The following is an 18,780-nucleotide window of genomic DNA, read 5'->3' as shown; positions in this document are numbered from 1 at the left end:
TCAACATATCTGGCGTTGATTTTTGGCACGCTGTTGAGTTCTCAAGGAACGGACGCTTCCTTTGTACTCACCCTCTCGGGCTTTCCTCCGGGCTTCCCTTCGGTGTTCCAAACTCTATCAGTGTTTTTCCGGCCCCCTGACCACCATCCTGCAGGCATACAGAAGGTGACCCCGAGATAGGATCTGACAAGTTGGATGCTGCCAGGCCAAGCAAAGACGCTTGGTCGCGTCGCTCGGCCTCAAGCAGGAGTACGACTGTACATGCGGCCGTAGAGCAGGTGCAAATCGATTAGAGGTGTGGTCTAGACCACTAATCCCGACCTCTCGGGCGGAACCGGTACTACATATGACATACCCTGCTGCTCAGTGTGCCGTCCGGGACAGGCAGTGACGGCCCCATCACATATCCACCCCTGGGAGGCTTCCCATGACCAGCGTGACGTCCCCTCTCGCAGGACGTGCCATCGGACTGACCGAGGTGCCGGATCCGGTCTTCGCCGGAGCCATGGTCGGCCCCGGTATGGCCATCGACCCCGTACGTGAGCCTTCCGAGGCCGTCTCTCCCGTGGACGGAGTCATCGTCTCGCTTCACCCCCACGCCTTCGTCGTCGTGGACGGTGAGGGGCACGGTGTGCTCACTCACCTCGGTATCGACACGGTGCAGCTCAACGGCGAGGGCTTCGAGTTGCTCGTCAACAAGGGCGACACCGTGACGCGGGGCCAGAGCGTCGTGCGCTGGAACCCGGCCGCCGTCGAGGCAGCCGGCAAGTCCCCGGTGTGTCCGATCGTGGCCCTTGAGGCCACCGCCGAGTCCCTCTCCGATCTCCGCGAAGACGGCGATGTGAAGGCCGGCGACAGTCTCTTCACCTGGGAGTGACGTCAGTGCCGTCGTATGACGGTGAGCAGGACGACCAACGCGGCGGCGGGACCCGCCGCACTATCGGAGAAGGGTGAGATGGAGACAACGCTGCGAGGCGTCGGCGTGAGCCACGGTGTGGCGATCGGCGAGGTTCGGCACATGGGGACGGCGGTTCTGGAACCGCCTGCCAAGCAGATTCCGGTGGAGGACGCGGAGCGTGAACAGGGGCGCGCCCGCCAGGCCGTGGACGCTGTGGCGGCCGACCTGATGGCGCGCGGCAATCTGGCAGGGGGCGAAGCCCAGGCGGTGCTGGAGGCCCAGGCCATGATGGCCCAGGACCCCGAGCTGATGGCGGATGTGGAGCGCCGTATCACGGTTGGCAGCACGGCCGAGCGGGCCGTGTACGACGCCTTCGCCGCCTACCGTGCTCTGCTGGCGGGTGCCGGTGAGTATCTGGCCGGTCGCGTGGCCGACCTCGATGACGTGCGGAACCGTATCGTCGCCCGGTTGCTCGGGGTGCCGATGCCGGGTGTTCCGGACAGCGACGAGCCGTACGTCCTTATTGCTCGTGACCTTGCGCCTGCGGATACGGCGCTGCTGGACCCGACCCTGGTGCTCGGTTTTGTCACCGAGGAGGGTGGGCCGACGAGTCACAGCGCGATCCTGGCGCGGGCGCTCGGTGTGCCGGCCGTGGTGGCGCTGCCGGGGGCCGGGGAGTTGGCCGAAGGCACGGTGGTCGCCGTGGACGGCAGCACCGGCGAGATCTTCGTGAACCCCAGTGATGAGAAGAAGGAGCAGCTGGAGGCTGCGGCCGCCGCGCGCAAGGCCTCTCTCTCCGCTTCTACGGGTCCTGGTGCCACCTCCGATGGGCACAAGGTGCCGCTGCTGGCCAATGTCGGCGGTCCTGCTGATGTACCGGCCGCGCTGGAGGCCGGGGCCGAGGGTGTGGGGCTCTTCCGTACCGAGTTCCTTTTCCTGGACGACAGCAAGAACGCGCCGTCCGAGGAGAAGCAGGTCGAGGCCTACCGGCAGGTGCTTGAGGCGTTCCCCGAGGGGCGGGTCGTCGTGCGGGTGCTGGACGCCGGCGCGGACAAGCCGTTGGACTTCCTGACGCCCGCCGACGAGCCGAACCCGGCCCTGGGTGTGCGTGGTCTGCGGTCGTTGCTCGATCACCCCGACGTGCTGCGCACCCAGCTGACGGCGCTCGCGAAGGCTGCCGAGGGGCTGCCTGTCTACCTTGAGGTCATGGCTCCGATGGTCGCGGACCGGGCGGACGCGAAGGCGTTCGCGGACGCGTGCCGGGAGGCGGGGCTGCGGGCGAAGTTCGGCGCGATGGTGGAGATTCCGTCGGCCGCGCTGCGGGCGCGCTCGATCCTGCAGGAGGTCGAGTTCCTGTCGCTGGGGACCAACGACCTCGCGCAGTACACCTTCGCCGCCGACCGTCAGGTGGGTGCGGTGTCTCGTCTGCAGGATCCGTGGCAGCCCGCGCTGCTCGACCTGGTGGCGATGTCCGCCGAGGGGGCGAAGGCCGAGGGCAAGAGCTGTGGTGTCTGCGGTGAGGCCGCGTCCGACCCTCTGCTGGCTTGTGTGTTGACCGGTCTGGGGGTCACCTCCCTTTCCATGGGTGCGGCTTCGATTCCCTATGTGCGGTCGGCGCTTGCGAAGTACACGCTGGCTCAGTGCGAGCGGGCCGCGCTGGCCGCGCGGGCTGCTGACAGTGCCGAGGAAGCGCGCGCCGCGGCGCAGGCGGTCCTGTCCGGCGAGTAGTCGGGCAGGAAGCCGTCCGTCGGCTGTGGTTCTGGGGCGCCCCACCCATGGGTGGGGCGCCCCTGGCGTGTTCAGTGGTGGTGTCCTCCTGGGGGCTGTTCTACGTCTCCGAGGTCGGGCGGCATGCAGTAGTCGACGCCTGATTCCGGGGAGATGAGGTCGCCGGATTCGACGTCGGTGCAGTAGGCGTCGAAGACCTCGCCGGCGGTCAGGGCTTCCAGGCCGTCGCCGCGCAGGCGCCAGCCGTAGATGCAGTCGGTGGTGTCGGGGCTCGTGGTGCGCATGACGAGTCCGCCGGGGTTTCGGGTGGCGATGCCGAGGGCGAGGACTGTGGTGAATTCGAGAGCTTCGGCGTCGTCCAGGTAGGTGGCTCCGTCCTCGTCCTCGTCGGCGTGGAGGACGGAGACGAGGGTCTCCGGTGTTCCCGAGACGCTGCAGACGAGGTGTCGGTTGCCGGGCCGGGCTGTGTCGAGGATGCGGGCGACGAGGCCGGAGGCTCGGGTGAAGGCCGCGCGGCCGATGTCCTCGCCGCAGGAGGCGCAGGCGCCGAGGCGGGCCAGGAGTGTGGTCGCGTACTCCCAGGTCGCCTGGCGGACGGCCTCGTCGACGAGGGCCGGGAGGAGGTCGGCCAGCGGTTGGCCCTCGTACGGCAGGGTGGGCCCGGTGGTGGCGAGTTCCGCCGTGAAGCGGGTGCGGCTGGACGGGATGTCGGGGTCGAGGCCGCTGTCGGCGCAGAACTCGGCGTATTCCTGGGGGTCGAAGAGGGCCACGCTGGTGTGGCTGCCCTGGGAGGCTCGGATCTTGAGGAGCGCCTCGATCTGTTGGAGGTAGGCGGTGTGGTCGTCGAAGGTGAAGCTGCGGTAGCGCCGCATGGCGCGGAAGTCGTGCTCGTCGGTCAACAGGCCGATGGTGCCTGCGATTTCGCGGCGCAGAACGCGTCGCATGGTCTGGTGGTCGGTGTGTGCCATGTTTCCCCCTGTGCACGGTCGATCAATGCTCACTCACAGTAACCGACGGCACTGACAACGGCGTGCGAGCGAGTGGCTCACGGACCAAGCGGTGCTGAATCATGCAGGTCAGAGCGATGACGGCGCCGAAGGCGGTCCAGCCGAGGGGGCCGGTGGCGATGGCTGCGGTGACTGCCAGTGGGCCGATGCTGCGCTGGGTGGACTGGGCGAGTCCGTGCACGCCGAGGTAGGCGCCCTGCGCGGTGTCGGGCGCGAGAGCGACGGAGAGCTCCCAGGAGATGGTGGCGTGGAGCATTTCCGCCATGGTGAAAGCGGCTGCCGAGGCGGTGAGGAGCACGGTCGCTGTGACAGCTCCGCCGGTGGACGAGAGTGCCAGGGTCGTACCGCCGAGGGCGAAGGCGGCGGAGAGCGGTATCAGCAGGTTGCGGGTGGCCGCTGTCGTGGTGGCGAAGCGGGCCAGGGGGACGATGAGCGCCACCACCATCACGTTGTTGAGGACCATCAGCAGGGGTGCCAGGCCGTGCGGTGCGTCGCTGGCGTGGGCGATCCACAGCGGCAGGCCGACCTTGAAGACGGCGTCGTCGAGGAAGAGGACGGTTTCGGTCGCGACATACGCGAGGTAGGTGCGGTCGCGCCAGGGGTTCGGTGGCCTGCTCGTGGGTGGCGCCTCCTTCGAAGTCACGACGGTGCGGTGTGGCGACGGGGGTTCGCCGCAGCGGACGGTGAGGGTCGCGACGGCGACGAAGGAGAGGGCGTCGCCGAGGAGGAGCCAGTGGTAGGCGGCGGTTGTGCCGAGGGCGAGGGCGGCCGCCGCGATGAGGCCGCCCAGGGCCCAGCCCGCGTTGGCGGCGGTACGGCTGATGGCCTGGTAGCGGATGCGGTCGGGTCCTGCCACGCGGGTTGCGTAGAGCTTGGTGAGCACGTTGGCGGCGCGGTCTCCGAAGCCGCCGACGGCCGAGAAGGTGATCAGCAGGACGTAGTTGTCCGTGGTGAGCAGGGCGAAGGAGGCCAGGGCCCGCAGGAGTTGAAGGGCGGTGAGGACGCGGGTGAGCGGGAACCGGTCGGCGAGGCGGCCGGCGAAGGGGGCGCCCGCGATGCCGATGGCTCCGGCGACCGCGGCGAGGGTGCCCACCTGGGCGACGGAGAGATGCGAGACGTAGGTGAAGTAGAGGACGGACACGGTGGCCCACAGGCCGCTGCCGGTGCGGTCGACGAGGGCGATCACGAGCATTCTGCGACCGTCGCGCCCTCCCGGTATGCGTTGCGGCCGTACGGCTGCGCGACGCGTCGTACCCACTGCTCCCCCTTGCATCGAGTTATGTATTGATACATAGTTGCCGACGTGGCAATACAATATGGGATCAGTGGTACGACGGCCAAGGGGATCGCCGCGTCCGTCGAACGACGCGTGGCCGAGGGCGTGTTGGGGCCGGATACCGCGCTGCCTCCGGTGCGGCGGCTCGCGGACGAGCTCGGGGTGAGTCCGGGGACAGTCGCCACGGCGTACAAGGAGCTGCGGCAGCGGGGCATCGTCGTCACGCGCGGGCGCGGTGGGACGGTGGTGGCGCAGGCTCCCTCGGTGGCCTCCCGGCGACCGCCCCGGGTGCCGGAAGGCCTGCGGGACCTGGCCGGTGGGCACCCCGATCCCGCGTTCCTGCCTGCTCTGGTGCCGCCCTCGCGGCTGTCCCCCGGTGTGCGGTCCCATCGGTCCACGCCGCGGTTGCCGCGGTTGGAGGAGGCCGTACGGGACTGGCTTCGGCCCGATGGTGTGCCGGTGGAACACGTGACCTTCGCGCACGGTGCGCTGGATCTGATCGGGCGACTGCTTTCCGTGGAGTTGCGGCCCGGGGACGCCGTCGCCATGGAGGATCCCGGATATCACCATCTGCTGGATCTGGTCTCGGCGTTGGGGTTGCGCAGCGTGCCCGTCGCCGTGGACGACGAGGGTGTGCGCCCCGATGCCTTGCGTGCGGCGCTGCGGGCGGGTGTGCGTGCCGTGGTGTGCAGCCCCCGGGCGCAGAATCCGTACGGCGGCAGCTTCTCGGCCGTGCGCCGCGACGCGCTGGTCGAGGTGCTCCGGGACGGACCCGAGGTGCTCGTCGTGGAGAACGACCACGCGTCCTCCGTGGCGGCCGCTCCCCTGCGGTCGCTGGCCGCCGGTGGCCTGCCGCGCTGGGTGCATGTGCGGACGGTGAGCAAGTTCCTGGGCACCGACCTGCGGTGGGCCGCGGCGGCCTGTGATCCGACCACGTCGGCACGGCACGACGGGCGGTTGCTGCTGACGTCCGGCTGGGTGAGCCATCTCCTTCAAGAGACCGTCCACGGGCTGATGACGGACGACGGCACGCGCGCGTTGGTCACACGCGCGCGGGAGGCGTACGTGCTGCGCCGGGAGGCCCTCCGCAAGGAGCTGAGCGAGCGCGGAATCGAGGCGCACGGGGTGAGCGGAATGAATCTCTGGGTGCCTGTGCGGGACGAGTCCGCCGTGGTCAACGGGCTGCGGTCGTACGGCTGGTGGGTCGCCGCGGGGGCCCGCTTCAGGCTGGCGTCCGAGCCTGCGGTACGGATCTCCGTCGCCGAACTCGAACCGGTCGACGCGGCGCGGCTGGCCTCGGACTTCGCCGCTGTGCTCGGCGAGGGCGAGTCCGAGGCCACCTATGGAGGGTGATCGACCTCTACGGGAGGTCGATCAGGCGCGTTTGCGGGCGAGGTCCTCGTAGAAGCTCAGCAGGTCGAGGTTGTCGATGGAGCCGGGGTTGACCGCCTTCTCCAACGGGGTGCCCTGGAGAAGGCGTTTGACCGGTACCTCGATGCGCTTCCCGGTGAGGGTGTGCGGAACCCCGGGCACCTCGATGACCTCGTCGGGTACGTGGCGTGGGGAGAGCTGTTCGCGGATCGTCTGCTTGATGCGGCCCAGGAGGGCCTCGTCGAGGACGGCTCCGGGGGCGAGGTGCACGAAGAGGGGCATCCAGTAGCCGCCGTCGGGTTGTTCGATGCCGAGGACGAGTGATTCCTTGATCTCCGGGAGCCGCTCGACCGCTTCGTAGATGTCGGCCGAACCCATGCGCACGCCTTGGCGGTTGAGCGTGGAGTCGGAGCGGCCGTGGATGACCACGGAGCCTCGGGAGGTGACGGTGATCCAGTCGCCGTGGCGCCACACTCCGGGGTACGTGTCGAAGTAGCTGTCGTGGTAGCGGGTGCCGTCCGGGTCGTTCCAGAAGTAGATCGGCATGGACGGCATGGGGTTGGTGACCACCAGCTCGCCGACCTCGTCGACCAGGGGTTCGCCGTTCGGGTCCCAGGACTGGAGGTCGGTGCCCAGCCCGGGGGCCTGGAGTTCGCCGATGTACACCGGGAGGGTCGGTACGGCTCCTGCGAAGCAGGAGCAGACGTCCGTGCCGCCACTGACCGAGGCGATCCACAGGTCGGCCCCGCTCTCTGCGAACTCGTCGTGCAGCCAGCGGAACCCGTCGGGCGGCAGGGGTGATCCGGTGGTGGCGACGCACTGCACCTTGGAGAGGTCGAAGTCGCGGGAGGGGTGCACGCCGGCCTTGCGGCAGGCCATGACGTACGCGGCCGAGGTGCCGTAGAGAGTCGCCCCGGTGCGCTCGGCGACACGCCACTGGGCGCCGATGTCGGGATACCCGGGGCTGCCGTCGTAGAGGACGATCGTCGTGCCGGTCAGGAGGCCGGAGACGAGGAAGTTCCACATCATCCAGCCGGTCGACGTGTACCAGAAGAAGCGGTCCTCGGGGCCCAGGTCGCAGTGCAGGCCGAGCTGTTTGAGGTGTTCTACGAGGATGCCGCCCTGGGACTGGACGATGGCCTTGGGGAGGCCGGTCGTGCCGGAGGAGTAGAGGACCCAGAGGGGGTGCTCGAAGGGGACCGCTTCGAAGACGGGCTCCACGTCGGCCGCGGTCAACGATGCCCACTCCAAGGCGCCTTCGGGGGCGTCGGTGCCCAGGAGGGGGATGTGGACGACGGCGCGCAGGGTGGGCAGTTCGCGGCGGAGTTCGGCGACCGTGTCGCGGCGGTCGTGCTCCTTGCCGCCGTAGCGGTAGCCGTCGACGGTGAACAGGACGACGGGTTCGACCTGTTGGAAGCGGTCGAGGACGCTGCGGGCGCCGAAGTCGGGGGCGCAGGACGTCCAGACGCCGCCCACGGCGGCCGTGGCGAGCAGGGCGACGACGGACTGCGGGATGTTCGGGAGGTAGCCGCTGACGCGGTCTCCGGGGCGTACGCCGAGGGTGCGCAGTTCGGCGGCCAGGGAGCCGACCTGGCGGCGCAGCTCCGACCAGGTGACCGGGGTCGGCTCGTGGGTCTCGTCGACGTACAGGAGGGCCGGTTCGTGGGCGCGGGTCGCCGCCGCGCGCAGGGCGTGCTCGGCGTAGTTGAGGGTCGCTCCGGGGAACCAGTGGGCGCCGGGCATGGAACGGTCGCCGAGCACGCGCGCGTAGGGGGTCGAGAACCGGACGTCGAACCACTCGGTGACGGCCTGCCAGAACGTGTCCAGCTCGTCGACGGACCAGCGGTGCAGTGCCGCGTAGCCGCCGTCGGAGGGGGCTCCGTGGTGTTCGGCCGCCCAGGACTGGAACTTGGTGACCTGTGCCTGGGCGATGTGTTCCGGATCTGGCTGCCAGAGCGGCAGGGGGTTCGCGGTCGACATGGGGCGGCTCCCGGGACTGTGCGCGTCGTGTGCGTCGGTCGCGCACGTGCGGGGGTGTGCGCGTGACGCGGCTGACACGGACGATGCCATGTGATCGACTTCTGCACCAGGGCGTGCCCCACATAGTCCGTGTCGTGAAGATGTGGTCCCACCACGGGTGAACGGCAGTTGAACGACACGGTTATCCGGGGCTTGTAATGGCAGGGTGAGCAGCATGGACGGTCGTGACCTGGTGCGTTCGGTGAAGGTGGTCGGTTCGACGGGGGCGGCGCAGGGGTTGCGTACCGTACGGGCGGCGTGGCGCAGGCAGCGTGCCGACGCCACCGGGCTGCCCGCGCGAGGGGCTGAGCGGGCGCGGGTGCCCGGGCCGGTGCGGGAGGCGGAGCCGGGGCCCGGCGGCGGGATCATCCGGTTCAGCCGTTCCGAACTGCGCATCACCGTCGCCGTGAACGGGGCCGTCTTCTGGGGCTGGGACGGAGCCGCTCCTGAGCCGTCGTACGCGCTCGGCGGGCGCTGTCCCGAGCCGGATCCCCGGGCGGTCCTGGAGCCGGACAAGGACGGCGGCTGGCGGGTCGTGGCGGAGCGGGTGACGGTCGCCGTGTCGCGGCACGGCGCGGTCGAGGTGCGTACGCCCGGAGGTGTGACGCTGCGCCGGGATCTGCCGCCCCGCTGGTGGGAGCCGGTGGGCGGCGGCACGGCCCGCTGGATGCAGCGCTCGGAGGTGGCGGCGGACGCCCGGTTCTTCGGGCTCGGCGGGCGCGCGTCGGGGCCCCGGCTGCGCGACGGGACGTACCGCCTGTGGAACACCGACCCCGGGCACGCCTTCGCGCCGGGTGACGATCCGCTGTACATCACGATGCCCATGCAGTTGGTGGTCGCCGACGCCGCTACGCACCTGGTGTTCCACGACACCTCCTGGGACGGCACGGTGACGCTGCGGGAGGGCGAGGAGGGTGCCGGTTCCGGGCACGACCGGGCCGGGGCGTCCGAGCTGCGGATGGACGGCGGTCCGCTGCGCTGCTGGGTGGTGGTGGGCACCCCCGCGCGCGTGCTGCACGCCTGGTCCTCGCTGACCGGTGCTCCCGCGCTGCCGCCGGCCTGGGCGCTGGGGCACCATCACGCGCGGTGGGGCTTCGGCAGTGAGCGGGAGGTGCGGCGGATCGTCGCCGGCTACCAGGAGCGCGGTCTGCCGCTGGATGCCGTCCACCTGGACATCGACCACTACGACGAGCACCAGGTGTTCACGGTCGACCAGGAGCGCTTCCCGAAGCTGCCGGTGCTCGCCGACGAGTTGCGGCGGGACGGTATCCGGCTGGTGTCGATCGTCGACCCCGCGGTGAAGGCCGAGCCGGGAAACGCCGTCTACGACAGCGGGACGGCCGAGGACGCCTTCGTGCGGGACGCCTCGGGGCGGCTGGTACGGGGCGTCGTATGGCCCGGGGAGGCCGTTTTCCCGGACTTCACGCACGCGCGTGTGCGGGGGTGGTGGGGCGGGCTCTACAAGGAGCGTCTCGCGCAGGGGTTCGCGGGGTTCTGGCACGACATGAACGAACCCACGTCCTTCGCCGCCTTCGGGGAGTCGACATTGCCCCGTTCGGCCCGGCACGACCTGGAGGGGCGGGGCGGTGACCATCGTGAGGCGCACAACGTGTACGCGCTGTGCATGGCGCAGGCCGCCTACCAGGCGTTGCTCGAACTGGCCCCCCAGGAGCGGCCGTTCCTCTTCTCGCGCTCCGGGTGGGCCGGGATGCAGTCCTACGGGGGCACCTGGTCCGGCGATGTGGCCACCGGCTGGCCGGGGCTGCGGGCCTCGCTGTCGCTGGTCATGGGGCTCGGGCTGTGCGGGGTGCCGTACTCCGGTCCGGACGTGGGCGGTTTCGACGGGAGCCCCTCGCCCGAGCTGTATCTGCGCTGGTTCCAACTCGGCGCGTATCTGCCGCTGTTCCGCACCCACGCGAGCCTGCGTGCGGGACGTCGGGAGCCCTGGGAGTTCGGTGCCGACGTGCTGGAGCACGCGCGCGTGGCGCTCGTCGAGCGGCGGCGGCTGCTGCCGTACTTCATGACGCTGGCGCATCTGGCACGGCGGACCGGAGCGCCCTATGTGCGGCCCCTGTGGTGGGGTGCGCCGGAGGATCGCGCACTACGGGACTGCGAGGACGCCTTCCTGCTGGGCGACTGTCTTCTGGTGGCTCCGGTGCTCGATCCGGGGTCGGACCGGCGTGCGGTGCAGTTGCCGAGGGGGCGCTGGTACGACACGGAGACGGAGCGGGCCTACGAGGGGCCGGCCCAGATTCTCGTCGACGCCCCGTTGTCGCGGATTCCGGTGCTCGCGCGCGCGGGTGCCGTTCTGCCGGTGCGGGGCGCGGACGGCGGGCTTGAGCTGGAGGTGTGGGCGCCCGCCCGCGGGCGGACCGGGGGCGGGCTGGTGGTGCCGGATGCGGGCGACGGATGGGACGAGCCGGAGATCGAGCGGTACGTCGCCCGCTGGGAGAGCCGACGAGTGGTGGTGGAGCGGGAGTTGGAGGACGGCGTGAGCGTGCCGTCCTACCCGGTGCGGGTGCGAGGGCTCGGTGCGGGCTGAGCTCAGATGTACCGGCCTTCGAACCAGGCCCTGATGGCCACGGTGTGCAAGGGGAAGGCGAGCTCCTCCGGCCTGCGCAGGAGGTGCCAGCCCTCCGTCTCGTCGGTGGCGACGGACTTGGGCAGGCCTTCTACAGGGCGCTCGGGGAGGACTCCGAAGAGCAGGAGATGCCCGTCGGGCGAGCTGATGGCGTCGACGAGTCGTACGTCACGGCTCGCGGCGTCGATGCCCGTCTCTTCCCTGAGTTCGCGGACGAGGGCCTGTCGCCAGTCCTCGCGGTCGTCGACGTAACCGCCGGGCAGGGCGACGCCTCCGCGCGCGGGAGCGACGGTTCGGGTGATGACGACCAGGGCGGTGCCCTTCGTGTCGTACACGGGCTGGAGTGCGACGGCGACGGGCAGCGGGTTGCGGTAGGCGACGGTGCCGCAGGCCGGGCAGGTACGGGGCCAGCCGGAGACGCCCTCTCCGTAGGGCGATCCGCAGCTCGAACAGTGGGAGTTCGGCCCGGAGTTGGGGACGGAGGCTTGAGTTTCGGACACCCGGCGGACTGTATCCGATCAAGCGGAGGGCGTCTTTCCGGGGGCCGTGCGAGAAACGGGAAACGGCCGGGACCACCCCCGTGGGCCCCGGCCGTTCCTCCCGATACCACGACGCCGGAAGTGGCTCGATGGTTCACCGAAACGCCCTGCTCATTTTCCGTTGCCCGTGGCACACTTCTGACGTTCCGTCAGATCCAGTGCTGTGGAGGGACGTTGTCGCGGACACGCACACCTGTGGTCACCGATTGGTTCACCGGGGACGGGGACGACTTCCGGTTGCTCGGCACGCGCTGTTCCGCGTGCGCCTCGGTCTTCTTCCCGCGTGAGGACAGCCACTGCCGCAACCCGGCCTGTCTGGGCGGCGAACTGGCGGAGGTCCCGCTGTCGCGGCGCGGCCGGGTCTGGTCCTACACGGACAGCCGGTACCGGCCGCCGTCACCGTATGTGACCGATCCGGAACTTCCGTGGGAGCCGTACGCGTTGATCGCTGTGGAGCTGGAGTCCGAGCGGATCGTGGTGCTGGGACAGGCGGTTCCCGGGATCACCGTCGCCGATCTGACGGTGGGCATGGAGGTGGAGGTCGTCCCCGGTGTGCTGAGCGAGGACGCGGAGACGACCTGGACGACCTGGCACTGGCGGCCTACGGAGGTGGCGGTATGACGGGGGACGTGGCGGTGCTCGGCGCGGGCATGCACCCCTGGGGCAAGTGGGGGCGGAGCTTCGTCGAGTACGGGACGGCGGCGGCCCGGGCGGCGCTCGCCGACGCCGGCCTGGAGTGGCGGGACGTCGGCTCGATCGTCGGCGCGGACACGGTGCGTGGCGGATATCCCGGGTATGTGGCGGGCGCGACGTTCGCGAAGGCGCTGGGCTGGCAGGGGGCCCGGGTGGCGAGCGTGTACGCGGCGTGCGCGTCCGGGGCGCAGGCCGTCAACGCCGCGCGGGCGCAGATCCTTTCGGGGCTCGCGGACGTGGTGCTGGTCGTGGGCGCCGATGCCGCGCCCAAGGGGTTCTTCCGGCCGGCCGGCGGGGAGCGGCACGACGATCCGGACTGGCTCCGCTTCCGGGTCCTGGGGGCGACGAACCCGACGTACTTCGGGCTGTACGCGCGCAGGCGGATGGCCCTCCACGGGGACACTCCGGAGGACTTCGCCCAGGTCAAGGTGAAGAACGCCGCCCTGGGCGCGCTGAATCCGTACGCGCGCTACCGCAAGCGGGTCTCCGCCGAGGAGGTCGCCGCCTCGGCGGTGGTCGCCGATCCGCTGCGGCTGCTGGACATCTGCGCCACCTCGGACGGCGGGGCCGCCCTGGTGCTGTCCAGCATGGAGTTCGCGCGCGGTCACGGTGCGGCGGACCCGGTGCGGATCCGGGCGGTGTCCACGGTGACGCCGCGCTATCCCAACACGGTGCTGGACCTCCCGGACATCGCCACGGACTCGGCGGCGGGGGCGTCACCGCCGGACGAGACCTTCCGGGCGTCGATCGCGCGCGCGGCCTACGAGGAGGCGGGCCTCGGCCCCGAAGACCTCTCGCTGGCCGAGGTGTACGACCTGTCCACCGCCCTGGAGTTGCAGTGGTACGAGGATCTGGGGCTGTGCGCCGAGGGCGAGGGCGCCAAGCTGCTGCGGGAGGGCGCGACGACCCTGGGCGGGCGCATACCCGTGAACGCGAGCGGTGGGCTGGCTTCCTTCGGGGAGGCGGTGCCGGCTCAGGCGATCGCCCAGGTCTGCGAGCTGACCTGGCAGTTGAGAGGCGACGCGGGTGACCGGCAGGTCGCGGGGGCGCGGGTGGGGATCACCGCCAACCAGGGGCTGTTCGGGCACGGGTCGGCGGTGCTCGCGGTGCGCTGAGCGGCTGAGTGCCGCGCACGCGGTGTGATCAGCCCGCAAGCCTGCGTGAACGTCTTATGAACTGGGCCTGGGCGTGCGCCGGTAGCGTCATCATGCTGCCGTGCGCTCCTGGACGGATACTCTCCGCTTCGCCTTCCAACCGGTGGTCAATCTGACCACCGGAGGGATCGCAGGGCTGGAGGTACTCGTCCGCCCGGAGACCGGCGACATCCTGGCCGAGGCCCGGCGCGACCCCGAACTCGACGGCAAGCTGGCCGTGTTGGCGGTCCGCGCCGCCGCCCGCAAGGAGACGCTGCTGCCGCTGCACATCAATGTGTTCGCCGGCACCCTCGCGGACCTCGGCGGCCTCACCGCGCTGCACAGCGCGGTGCGCGAGGCGGGACGGCTGCCGTGGGAGCTGACGGTCGACATCGTCCCGCCGTTCACGCACGTGCCTCAACGGGCGCTCCTGGAGGCGGTGTCCGCGCTGCGGGGCCAGGGGTTCCGGATCAGTGCGGACGGCGTCGGCGACGGTGACGTACCCCTGCGGCTGCTCACGGACATGGCACCCGACCTGGTGAAACTCGACGCGTCACTGCTGGCGCGGCCGGCCGCGGTGCGGGCCATGCGGACCCTGTGCGAGCAGTTGGGCGCCCTGCTCTCCGTGGAGGGGGTGGAGACCGAGGCGCAGTGCGCTGCCGCGCGGTCCGCCGGGGCCCAGTTGGCGCAGGGCGAGTTGTTCGCGCCGCCGACCCGGATTCCCGCGGCGGACGTATACGTTCCGCCCCGCGCGCCCGGCCTCGCGACGACACCGCAGTCGGGGCCGTGGATACGGGAGTTCGTACGGCCGGCCGCACTGCTGCCCGACACCGCGTCCGCCAGTCAGGTGCGGGCGCTGCTGACCGGCTCGCCCGACGTGTCCGGGGTGGTACTCGTGGACCGCGACGGGGTGCCGGTCCGGTCGGTGCACCGGTCCCGCTTCCTGCTGTCCATGTCGGGGCGCTACGGCCACGCCCTGTACGCCGACCGGCCCGCGGCCAAGCTCGGCGACATGCCGCGGACGGTCGGCGTCGACGCGACCGCCTGGGAGGTCCTGGACGTCGTAGCGGTCGGCGACGCGGACCGTACGTCGGACGATGTGGCGGTGATCGACCGGTACGGGCGGTGCGTGGGCGTCGTACGACTGGCGGATCTGGTCCGGGCGTTGGCCGAGACCCGGGTGGAGGAGGCCGCCGGCCTCAATCCGCTGACCCGGCTGCCCGGTTCGGACGCGATCACCGGTGAGGTGGACCGGCGGATCGCGGACGGGCGGACGTTCGCGCTGAGTTGGCTGGATGTCGACCACTTCAAACGGGTCAACGACGAGGCCGGTTTCGCGGCGGGCGACGAGTTGATCCGGTCGGTCGGGCGAGCGCTGCAGTACGCGGCGACCGGCCACGCGCGCGTGGGGCACATCGGCGGGGACGACTTCCTGGTGCTCACCGATCCGGAGGGGCTGGAGCCGCTGGCCGCCGCCGTGCTCGATGTGTCCTGGGCGGCGGGCGGCAGGCCGGTGACGCTGTCCCTGGCCACCGTCCTGTGCGTACCGGGCAGTGTGACCGACCACCGGCAGGCGGCCGCCGGTCTGGCGCCGCTGAAGAAGGCGGCGAAGTCGCTGGACGGCACGAGCTGGGTGCTGGGCCGGGCGGGGCTGGCCGAGTACGAGATCCTGCGCGGAACGCATGTGACGCCCGCACAGGCCGCCCGCACGGCGGCGGAGTCGCACGGTCGCCGATAGCGGCCCGGCGGCTTCCTACGGGGCTCCAGGGGCCGCCAAGGCGGGTGTCACCGTTGCCGTCCGCGACCTTGACGCTCCCTGGGCACCGGTGAACACTTCCCGGTGTCGGTCGACATCGCCGTACATTCTCGGCGTACCAGGCACTGCGCTGCGCGGGCTCCGCCTGCGCTCAGGCCCACTCCCCCACGGGCGATCTCGGCTGCCACGGCACGCTCGTCACGGACGCCGGGCGGGGCGCGGGACCCTCCCTGCCTTCGGCTGAAGTCGCCAAGGGAACCACACCCTGTACGGAGGACCGGGGCCGACCGTCCCGGGCGAGGGCCTAGGAGCCGCCATGAGCAATGGAGACATATTCCTCGGTGAGGTCATCGGCACCGCGATACTGATCCTCTTCGGCGCCGGCGTGGTCGCCGCCGTCGTACTGAACTACTCCAAGGCACAGAACTCCGGTTGGATCGTCATCGCGTTCGGATGGGGCTTCGGCGTGATGGCCGGGGCGTACACCGCCGCACCGCTGTCCGGCGGGCAACTCAATCCGGCGGTGACCATCGGCATCGCCATCGACACCGGGAAGTGGGACAAGGTCCCGCTCTACATCGCGGGCCAGATGGTCGGCGCCATGCTCGGCGCGGTGCTGTGCTGGCTGGTCTACTACGCGCAGTTCCAGGCCAACGCCGAGGAGGAGATGGCGCAGCCCACGCTCGGGATCTTCTCCACCACGCCGACGATCCGCAACGTCGTGGCGAACCTGATGACGGAGATCATCGCGACGATCGCGCTGGTCCTGCCGATCCTGGCCTTCGGGCTCACCAAGGGACTCGGCACGTCCGGCACGGCGGTGCTGGTCGTCTCCTTCCTGGTGGTCGGCATCGGTCTGTCGCTCGGCGGCCCCACCGGATACGCCATCAACCCGGCCCGCGACCTGGGCCCCCGCATCGTCCACTCGCTGCTCCCGATCCCCAACAAGGGCACCTCGGACTGGAGTTACGCGTGGATCCCGGTGGTGGGACCGCTCATCGGCGGAGCGCTCGCCGGAGTCATCTTCAACGCCGCCTTCTGACAACGGTCTTCCGAGAGCAGCCTTCCGAAGGATCTGAAGGACACGACAAAGGGGTCGTCATGACGGACAAGTTCGTCGCCGCAATCGACCAGGGCACCACCTCCAGCCGCTGCATCGTCTTCAACCAGGACGGCGCGATCGTCGCCGTCGACCAGCGCGAGCACCGCCAGATCTTCCCCAAGCCGGGCTGGGTGGAGCACGACGCCACCGAGATCTGGTCCAAGGTGCAGGCCGTGGTCGCCGGGGCGATCGCCAAGGCGGGACTGCGCGCCGACCAGCTCAGCGCGCTCGGCATCACCAACCAGCGTGAGACGACGGTCCTTTGGGACCGCGCCACCGGCAAACCCGTGCACAACGCCATCGTGTGGCAGGACACCCGCACCGCGGCCCTGTGCAAGCAACTGGGCGGCTCGGACGGGCCGGACCGCTTCCGCGAACAGACCGGCCTGCCGCTCGCCAGCTACTTCTCCGGCCCGAAGGCGGCCTGGCTGCTCGACAACGTTCCGGGCCTCAGGGACCGCGCCGAGCGCGGGGAGATCGCCTTCGGCACGATCGACTCCTGGCTGATCTGGAACCTCACCGGCGGCGTCGACGGCGGCAAGCACGTCACCGACGTGACGAACGCCGGACGCACCATGCTGATGAACCTGGAGACCCTCCAGTGGGACCCGTCCATCCTCTCCGCGATGAACGTCCCCGAGGCGATCCTCCCCGAGATCAAGTCCTCGGCCGAGGTCTACGGCACCGCGGTCGGCCAACTCGCGGGCGTGCCCGTGGCGTCGGCCCTGGGCGACCAGCAGGCGGCCGTGTTCGGGCAGGCCTGCTACGACGTGGGCACGGCGAAGAACACCTACGGCACGGGCAGCTTCCTGCTGCTCAACACCGGGAACCGGCCGGTGCCTTCGAAGAATGGGCTCCTCACGACGATGGGCTACAAGATCGGCGGCGAGGCGCCGGTCTACTGCCTGGAGGGGTCGATCGCCGTGACGGGCGCGCTCGTTCAGTGGTTCCGCGACCAACTCGGCATCATCCGTAGCGCCGACGAGATCGAGACTCTCGCCGCGAGCGTGGACGACAACGGCGGCGCGTACATCGTGCCCGCGTTCTCCGGCCTGTTCGCGCCCTACTGGCGCTCCGACGCGCGCGGAGTCGTCACCGGGCTGACCCGGTACGTCACGAAGGGGCACCTCGCGCGCGCGGTGCTGGAGGCGACGAGCTGGCAGACGCGCGAGGTCGTGGACGCCATGTTCCAGGACTCCGGGGTGCAGATCACCACCCTGAAGGTGGACGGCGGCATGACCAAGAACAACCTCCTGATGCAGCACCAGGCGGATGTCCTCGGGGTGCCGGTGATCCGGCCCAAGGTCTCCGAGACGACCTGCCTGGGCGCCGCCTACGCGGCCGGGCTCGCCACCGGTGTCTGGAACGACCTGGACGAGCTGAAGGCGCACTGGCAGAAGGACGTCGAGTGGACGCCGTCCATGGAATCGTCGGTGCGGGACCGCGAATACCACAACTGGCGCAAGGCCGTGGAGAAGAGCTTCGGCTGGCTGGAGGAGGGCGACAACTAGGCGCGCACACGCGTGCGTCGTTCCATCAGGCACACGCGCGTGTGTGCCGTTTCCCAGAGCTGCGGCCCGTACCCCGGTCGGCGGGGGTACGGGTCGCGCCCGCGCCTCAGCTGGTGACGCTCTGGCGGCGCTTCGCCCCGTACTCCATCGCGTGCTGGACGACCTCGATGAGGACCTCCTTGACCGACGCCCGGTCGCGCGCGTCGCACAGCATGAGCGGTACGTCCTCGTCGAGGTCGAGGGCCTGGCGTACGGCGTCCACCGGGTACCGGTCGGCGCCCTCGAAGCAGTTGACGCCGACGACGAAGGGTATGGAGCGCCGCTCGAAGTAGTCGAGGGCGGCGAAGCAGTCCTCCAGGCGGCGGGTGTCGGCGAGCACGACGGCACCGAGTGAGCCCTCGGAGAGCTCGTCCCACATGAACCAGAACCGCTCCTGGCCCGGCGTACCGAAGAGGTACAGCACCAGGTCGTCCCGCAGGGTGATGCGGCCGAAGTCCATGGCCACCGTGGTGGTGTGCTTGCCCTCCACCCCGCTGGTGTCGTCGACCGGACGCCCTGCCTCGGTGAGCAGTTCCTCCGTGCGCAGCGGCCTGATCTCGCTGACCGCGCCGACGAGGGTCGTCTTGCCCACGCCGAAGCCGCCGGCCACCAGGATCTTGAGCGTGACGGGCTCGACCGGAGGCTTGCCTCGCTCAGTACGCCCGAAGATCATCGGTCTTTTCTCCTGCTTGATGGGGGTAGGGGGGCGGTGGCCCGCGCCGCTCACAGGGCCCGGAGGCCGGTGATGACGTCGCGCAGAATACTCTCGTCCACCAGTTCGGCAGGGGGCACGGGACGCGACACATGGACGAGTTCCCCGTCGACGAGGTCCCCGATGAGGACCCGTATCACCCCGATGGGCAGGTCGAGTTCGGCGGCGAGTTCGGCGACCGACTGCGGGGCGTCACGGCAGAGACCGACGATGTCCACGTGTTCCGGGGACAGCGTCTGGTCGGTCTCCGAGTCGTCCGCCTGGGACTCCGCGATCACCACCGCGATCAGGTCGAGGCGGTGCTGGGCCGCGCTGGTGGTGCGACCGCGCGTCATCGCGTACGGACGGACGACCGGTCCGGCCTCGTCGTCGAACCAGTGGCCTCTTCCCTGACCGTCTCTGCTCATGTCACTTC

16 protein-coding genes are annotated in these 18,780 nt (G+C 70.4%); 10 read left to right on the top strand and 6 right to left on the bottom strand.

The genetic code is table 11. From position 1 onward, the window contains the following. From AB0I69_RS18310 to ptsP, 3 genes are all read left to right on the top strand, one after another. Positions 1 to 180, top strand: a 180-nt coding sequence (locus AB0I69_RS18310) for a hypothetical protein (protein WP_363096644.1), incomplete at its 5' end; no start/stop codon positions are given. 247 nt (positions 181 to 427) lie between these two features. Continuing rightward, positions 428 to 877 carry a PTS glucose transporter subunit IIA gene (locus AB0I69_RS18305; protein WP_363096643.1) on the top strand — a complete coding sequence of 150 codons (450 nt, stop codon included), beginning with the start codon at positions 428 to 430 and terminating at the stop codon, positions 875 to 877. 78 nt (positions 878 to 955) lie between these two features. Then, entirely contained in the window at positions 956 to 2,626 is a 1,671-nt protein-coding gene (gene ptsP, locus AB0I69_RS18300; protein ID WP_363096642.1) for a phosphoenolpyruvate--protein phosphotransferase, read from the top strand. A gap of 71 nt (positions 2,627 to 2,697) precedes the next feature. On the opposite strand, the gene AB0I69_RS18295 is transcribed toward ptsP, so the two are convergent. Then, positions 2,698 to 3,594 carry a hypothetical protein gene (locus AB0I69_RS18295; RefSeq protein ID WP_363096641.1) on the bottom strand — a complete coding sequence of 299 codons (897 nt, stop codon included), beginning with the start codon at positions 3,592 to 3,594 and terminating at the stop codon, positions 2,698 to 2,700. Positions 3,595 to 3,616: 22 nt separating this feature from the next. Next, entirely contained in the window at positions 3,617 to 4,825 is a 1,209-nt protein-coding gene (locus AB0I69_RS18290; RefSeq protein ID WP_363096640.1) for an MFS transporter, read from the bottom strand. Between the two features lie 111 nt (positions 4,826 to 4,936). Between AB0I69_RS18290 and AB0I69_RS18285 the strand changes: the two genes are divergently transcribed. After that, positions 4,937 to 6,262, top strand: coding sequence for an aminotransferase class I/II-fold pyridoxal phosphate-dependent enzyme (locus AB0I69_RS18285; RefSeq protein WP_363096639.1), 1,326 nt, complete (start codon positions 4,937 to 4,939; stop codon positions 6,260 to 6,262). Positions 6,263 to 6,283: 21 nt separating this feature from the next. Here AB0I69_RS18285 and AB0I69_RS18280 read toward each other — a convergent pair whose 3' ends face one another. After that, a complete protein-coding gene (locus tag AB0I69_RS18280; RefSeq protein ID WP_363096638.1) occupies positions 6,284 to 8,260 on the bottom strand; it encodes an acetoacetate--CoA ligase in 1,977 nt (658 codons plus the stop codon). Positions 8,261 to 8,474: 214 nt separating this feature from the next. Between AB0I69_RS18280 and AB0I69_RS18275 the strand changes: the two genes are divergently transcribed. Beyond that, positions 8,475 to 10,841, top strand: a complete 2,367-nt coding sequence (locus AB0I69_RS18275; protein ID WP_363096637.1) for a TIM-barrel domain-containing protein — start codon at positions 8,475 to 8,477, stop codon at positions 10,839 to 10,841. Positions 10,842 to 10,843: 2 nt separating this feature from the next. Here AB0I69_RS18275 and AB0I69_RS18270 read toward each other — a convergent pair whose 3' ends face one another. Beyond that, positions 10,844 to 11,380, bottom strand: a complete 537-nt coding sequence (locus AB0I69_RS18270) for an NUDIX domain-containing protein (protein ID WP_363096636.1) — start codon at positions 11,378 to 11,380, stop codon at positions 10,844 to 10,846. A gap of 234 nt (positions 11,381 to 11,614) precedes the next feature. On the opposite strand from AB0I69_RS18270, the gene AB0I69_RS18265 reads away from it, so the two are divergent. From AB0I69_RS18265 to glpK, 5 genes are all read left to right on the top strand, one after another. Next, on the top strand, positions 11,615 to 12,040 hold the full coding sequence (locus AB0I69_RS18265) for a zinc ribbon domain-containing protein (protein WP_363096635.1): 426 nt from the start codon (positions 11,615 to 11,617) through the stop codon (positions 12,038 to 12,040). Continuing rightward, complete coding sequence (locus AB0I69_RS18260; protein ID WP_363096634.1) at positions 12,037 to 13,227, top strand: lipid-transfer protein; 1,191 nt, start codon at positions 12,037 to 12,039, stop codon at positions 13,225 to 13,227. The genes AB0I69_RS18265 and AB0I69_RS18260 overlap by 4 nt, the downstream gene beginning before the upstream one ends. A gap of 100 nt (positions 13,228 to 13,327) precedes the next feature. Continuing rightward, a complete protein-coding gene (locus AB0I69_RS18255; protein WP_363096633.1) occupies positions 13,328 to 14,983 on the top strand; it encodes a GGDEF domain-containing protein in 1,656 nt (551 codons plus the stop codon). Positions 14,984 to 15,317: 334 nt separating this feature from the next. After that, positions 15,318 to 16,043, top strand: a complete 726-nt coding sequence (locus AB0I69_RS18250; protein WP_363096632.1) for an MIP/aquaporin family protein — start codon at positions 15,318 to 15,320, stop codon at positions 16,041 to 16,043. Positions 16,044 to 16,102: 59 nt separating this feature from the next. Next, the gene (glpK, locus tag AB0I69_RS18245) at positions 16,103 to 17,614 is read left to right on the top strand and encodes a glycerol kinase GlpK (protein WP_363096631.1); all 1,512 of its coding nucleotides are present in this window, start codon (positions 16,103 to 16,105) and stop codon (positions 17,612 to 17,614) included. Between the two features lie 106 nt (positions 17,615 to 17,720). On the opposite strand, the gene AB0I69_RS18240 is transcribed toward glpK, so the two are convergent. Together AB0I69_RS18240 and AB0I69_RS18235 are read right to left on the bottom strand one after the other, a co-directional pair. Beyond that, positions 17,721 to 18,326 carry an ATP/GTP-binding protein gene (locus AB0I69_RS18240; RefSeq protein ID WP_363096630.1) on the bottom strand — a complete coding sequence of 202 codons (606 nt, stop codon included), beginning with the start codon at positions 18,324 to 18,326 and terminating at the stop codon, positions 17,721 to 17,723. A 50-nt stretch (positions 18,327 to 18,376) separates the two neighbouring features. Further along, positions 18,377 to 18,772, bottom strand: a complete 396-nt coding sequence (locus AB0I69_RS18235; protein ID WP_363096629.1) for a DUF742 domain-containing protein — start codon at positions 18,770 to 18,772, stop codon at positions 18,377 to 18,379. Positions 18,773 to 18,780: the final 8 nt, after the last annotated feature.

Origin of the sequence: Streptomyces sp. NPDC050508, assembly GCF_040655155.1 — a bacterium.
GTDB lineage: Bacteria > Actinomycetota > Actinomycetes > Streptomycetales > Streptomycetaceae > Streptomyces.
Note: the sequence above shows the minus strand (reverse complement) of the source record. Positions and strands in the feature narration are given on the sequence as shown.

Coding starts and splice junctions, on each gene's coding strand:
- AB0I69_RS18305 (WP_363096643.1), top strand. CDS start 428: ATGACCAGCGTGACGTCCCCTCTCGCAGGACGTGCCATCGGACTGACC.
- ptsP (WP_363096642.1), top strand. CDS start 956: ATGGAGACAACGCTGCGAGGCGTCGGCGTGAGCCACGGTGTGGCGATC.
- AB0I69_RS18295 (WP_363096641.1), bottom strand. CDS start 3,594: ATGGCACACACCGACCACCAGACCATGCGACGCGTTCTGCGCCGCGAA.
- AB0I69_RS18290 (WP_363096640.1), bottom strand. CDS start 4,825: ATGCTCGTGATCGCCCTCGTCGACCGCACCGGCAGCGGCCTGTGGGCC.
- AB0I69_RS18280 (WP_363096638.1), bottom strand. CDS start 8,260: ATGTCGACCGCGAACCCCCTGCCGCTCTGGCAGCCAGATCCGGAACAC.
- AB0I69_RS18275 (WP_363096637.1), top strand. CDS start 8,475: ATGGACGGTCGTGACCTGGTGCGTTCGGTGAAGGTGGTCGGTTCGACG.
- AB0I69_RS18260 (WP_363096634.1), top strand. CDS start 12,037: ATGACGGGGGACGTGGCGGTGCTCGGCGCGGGCATGCACCCCTGGGGC.
- AB0I69_RS18250 (WP_363096632.1), top strand. CDS start 15,318: ATGAGCAATGGAGACATATTCCTCGGTGAGGTCATCGGCACCGCGATA.
- glpK (WP_363096631.1), top strand. CDS start 16,103: ATGACGGACAAGTTCGTCGCCGCAATCGACCAGGGCACCACCTCCAGC.
- AB0I69_RS18240 (WP_363096630.1), bottom strand. CDS start 18,326: ATGATCTTCGGGCGTACTGAGCGAGGCAAGCCTCCGGTCGAGCCCGTC.
- AB0I69_RS18235 (WP_363096629.1), bottom strand. CDS start 18,772: ATGAGCAGAGACGGTCAGGGAAGAGGCCACTGGTTCGACGACGAGGCC.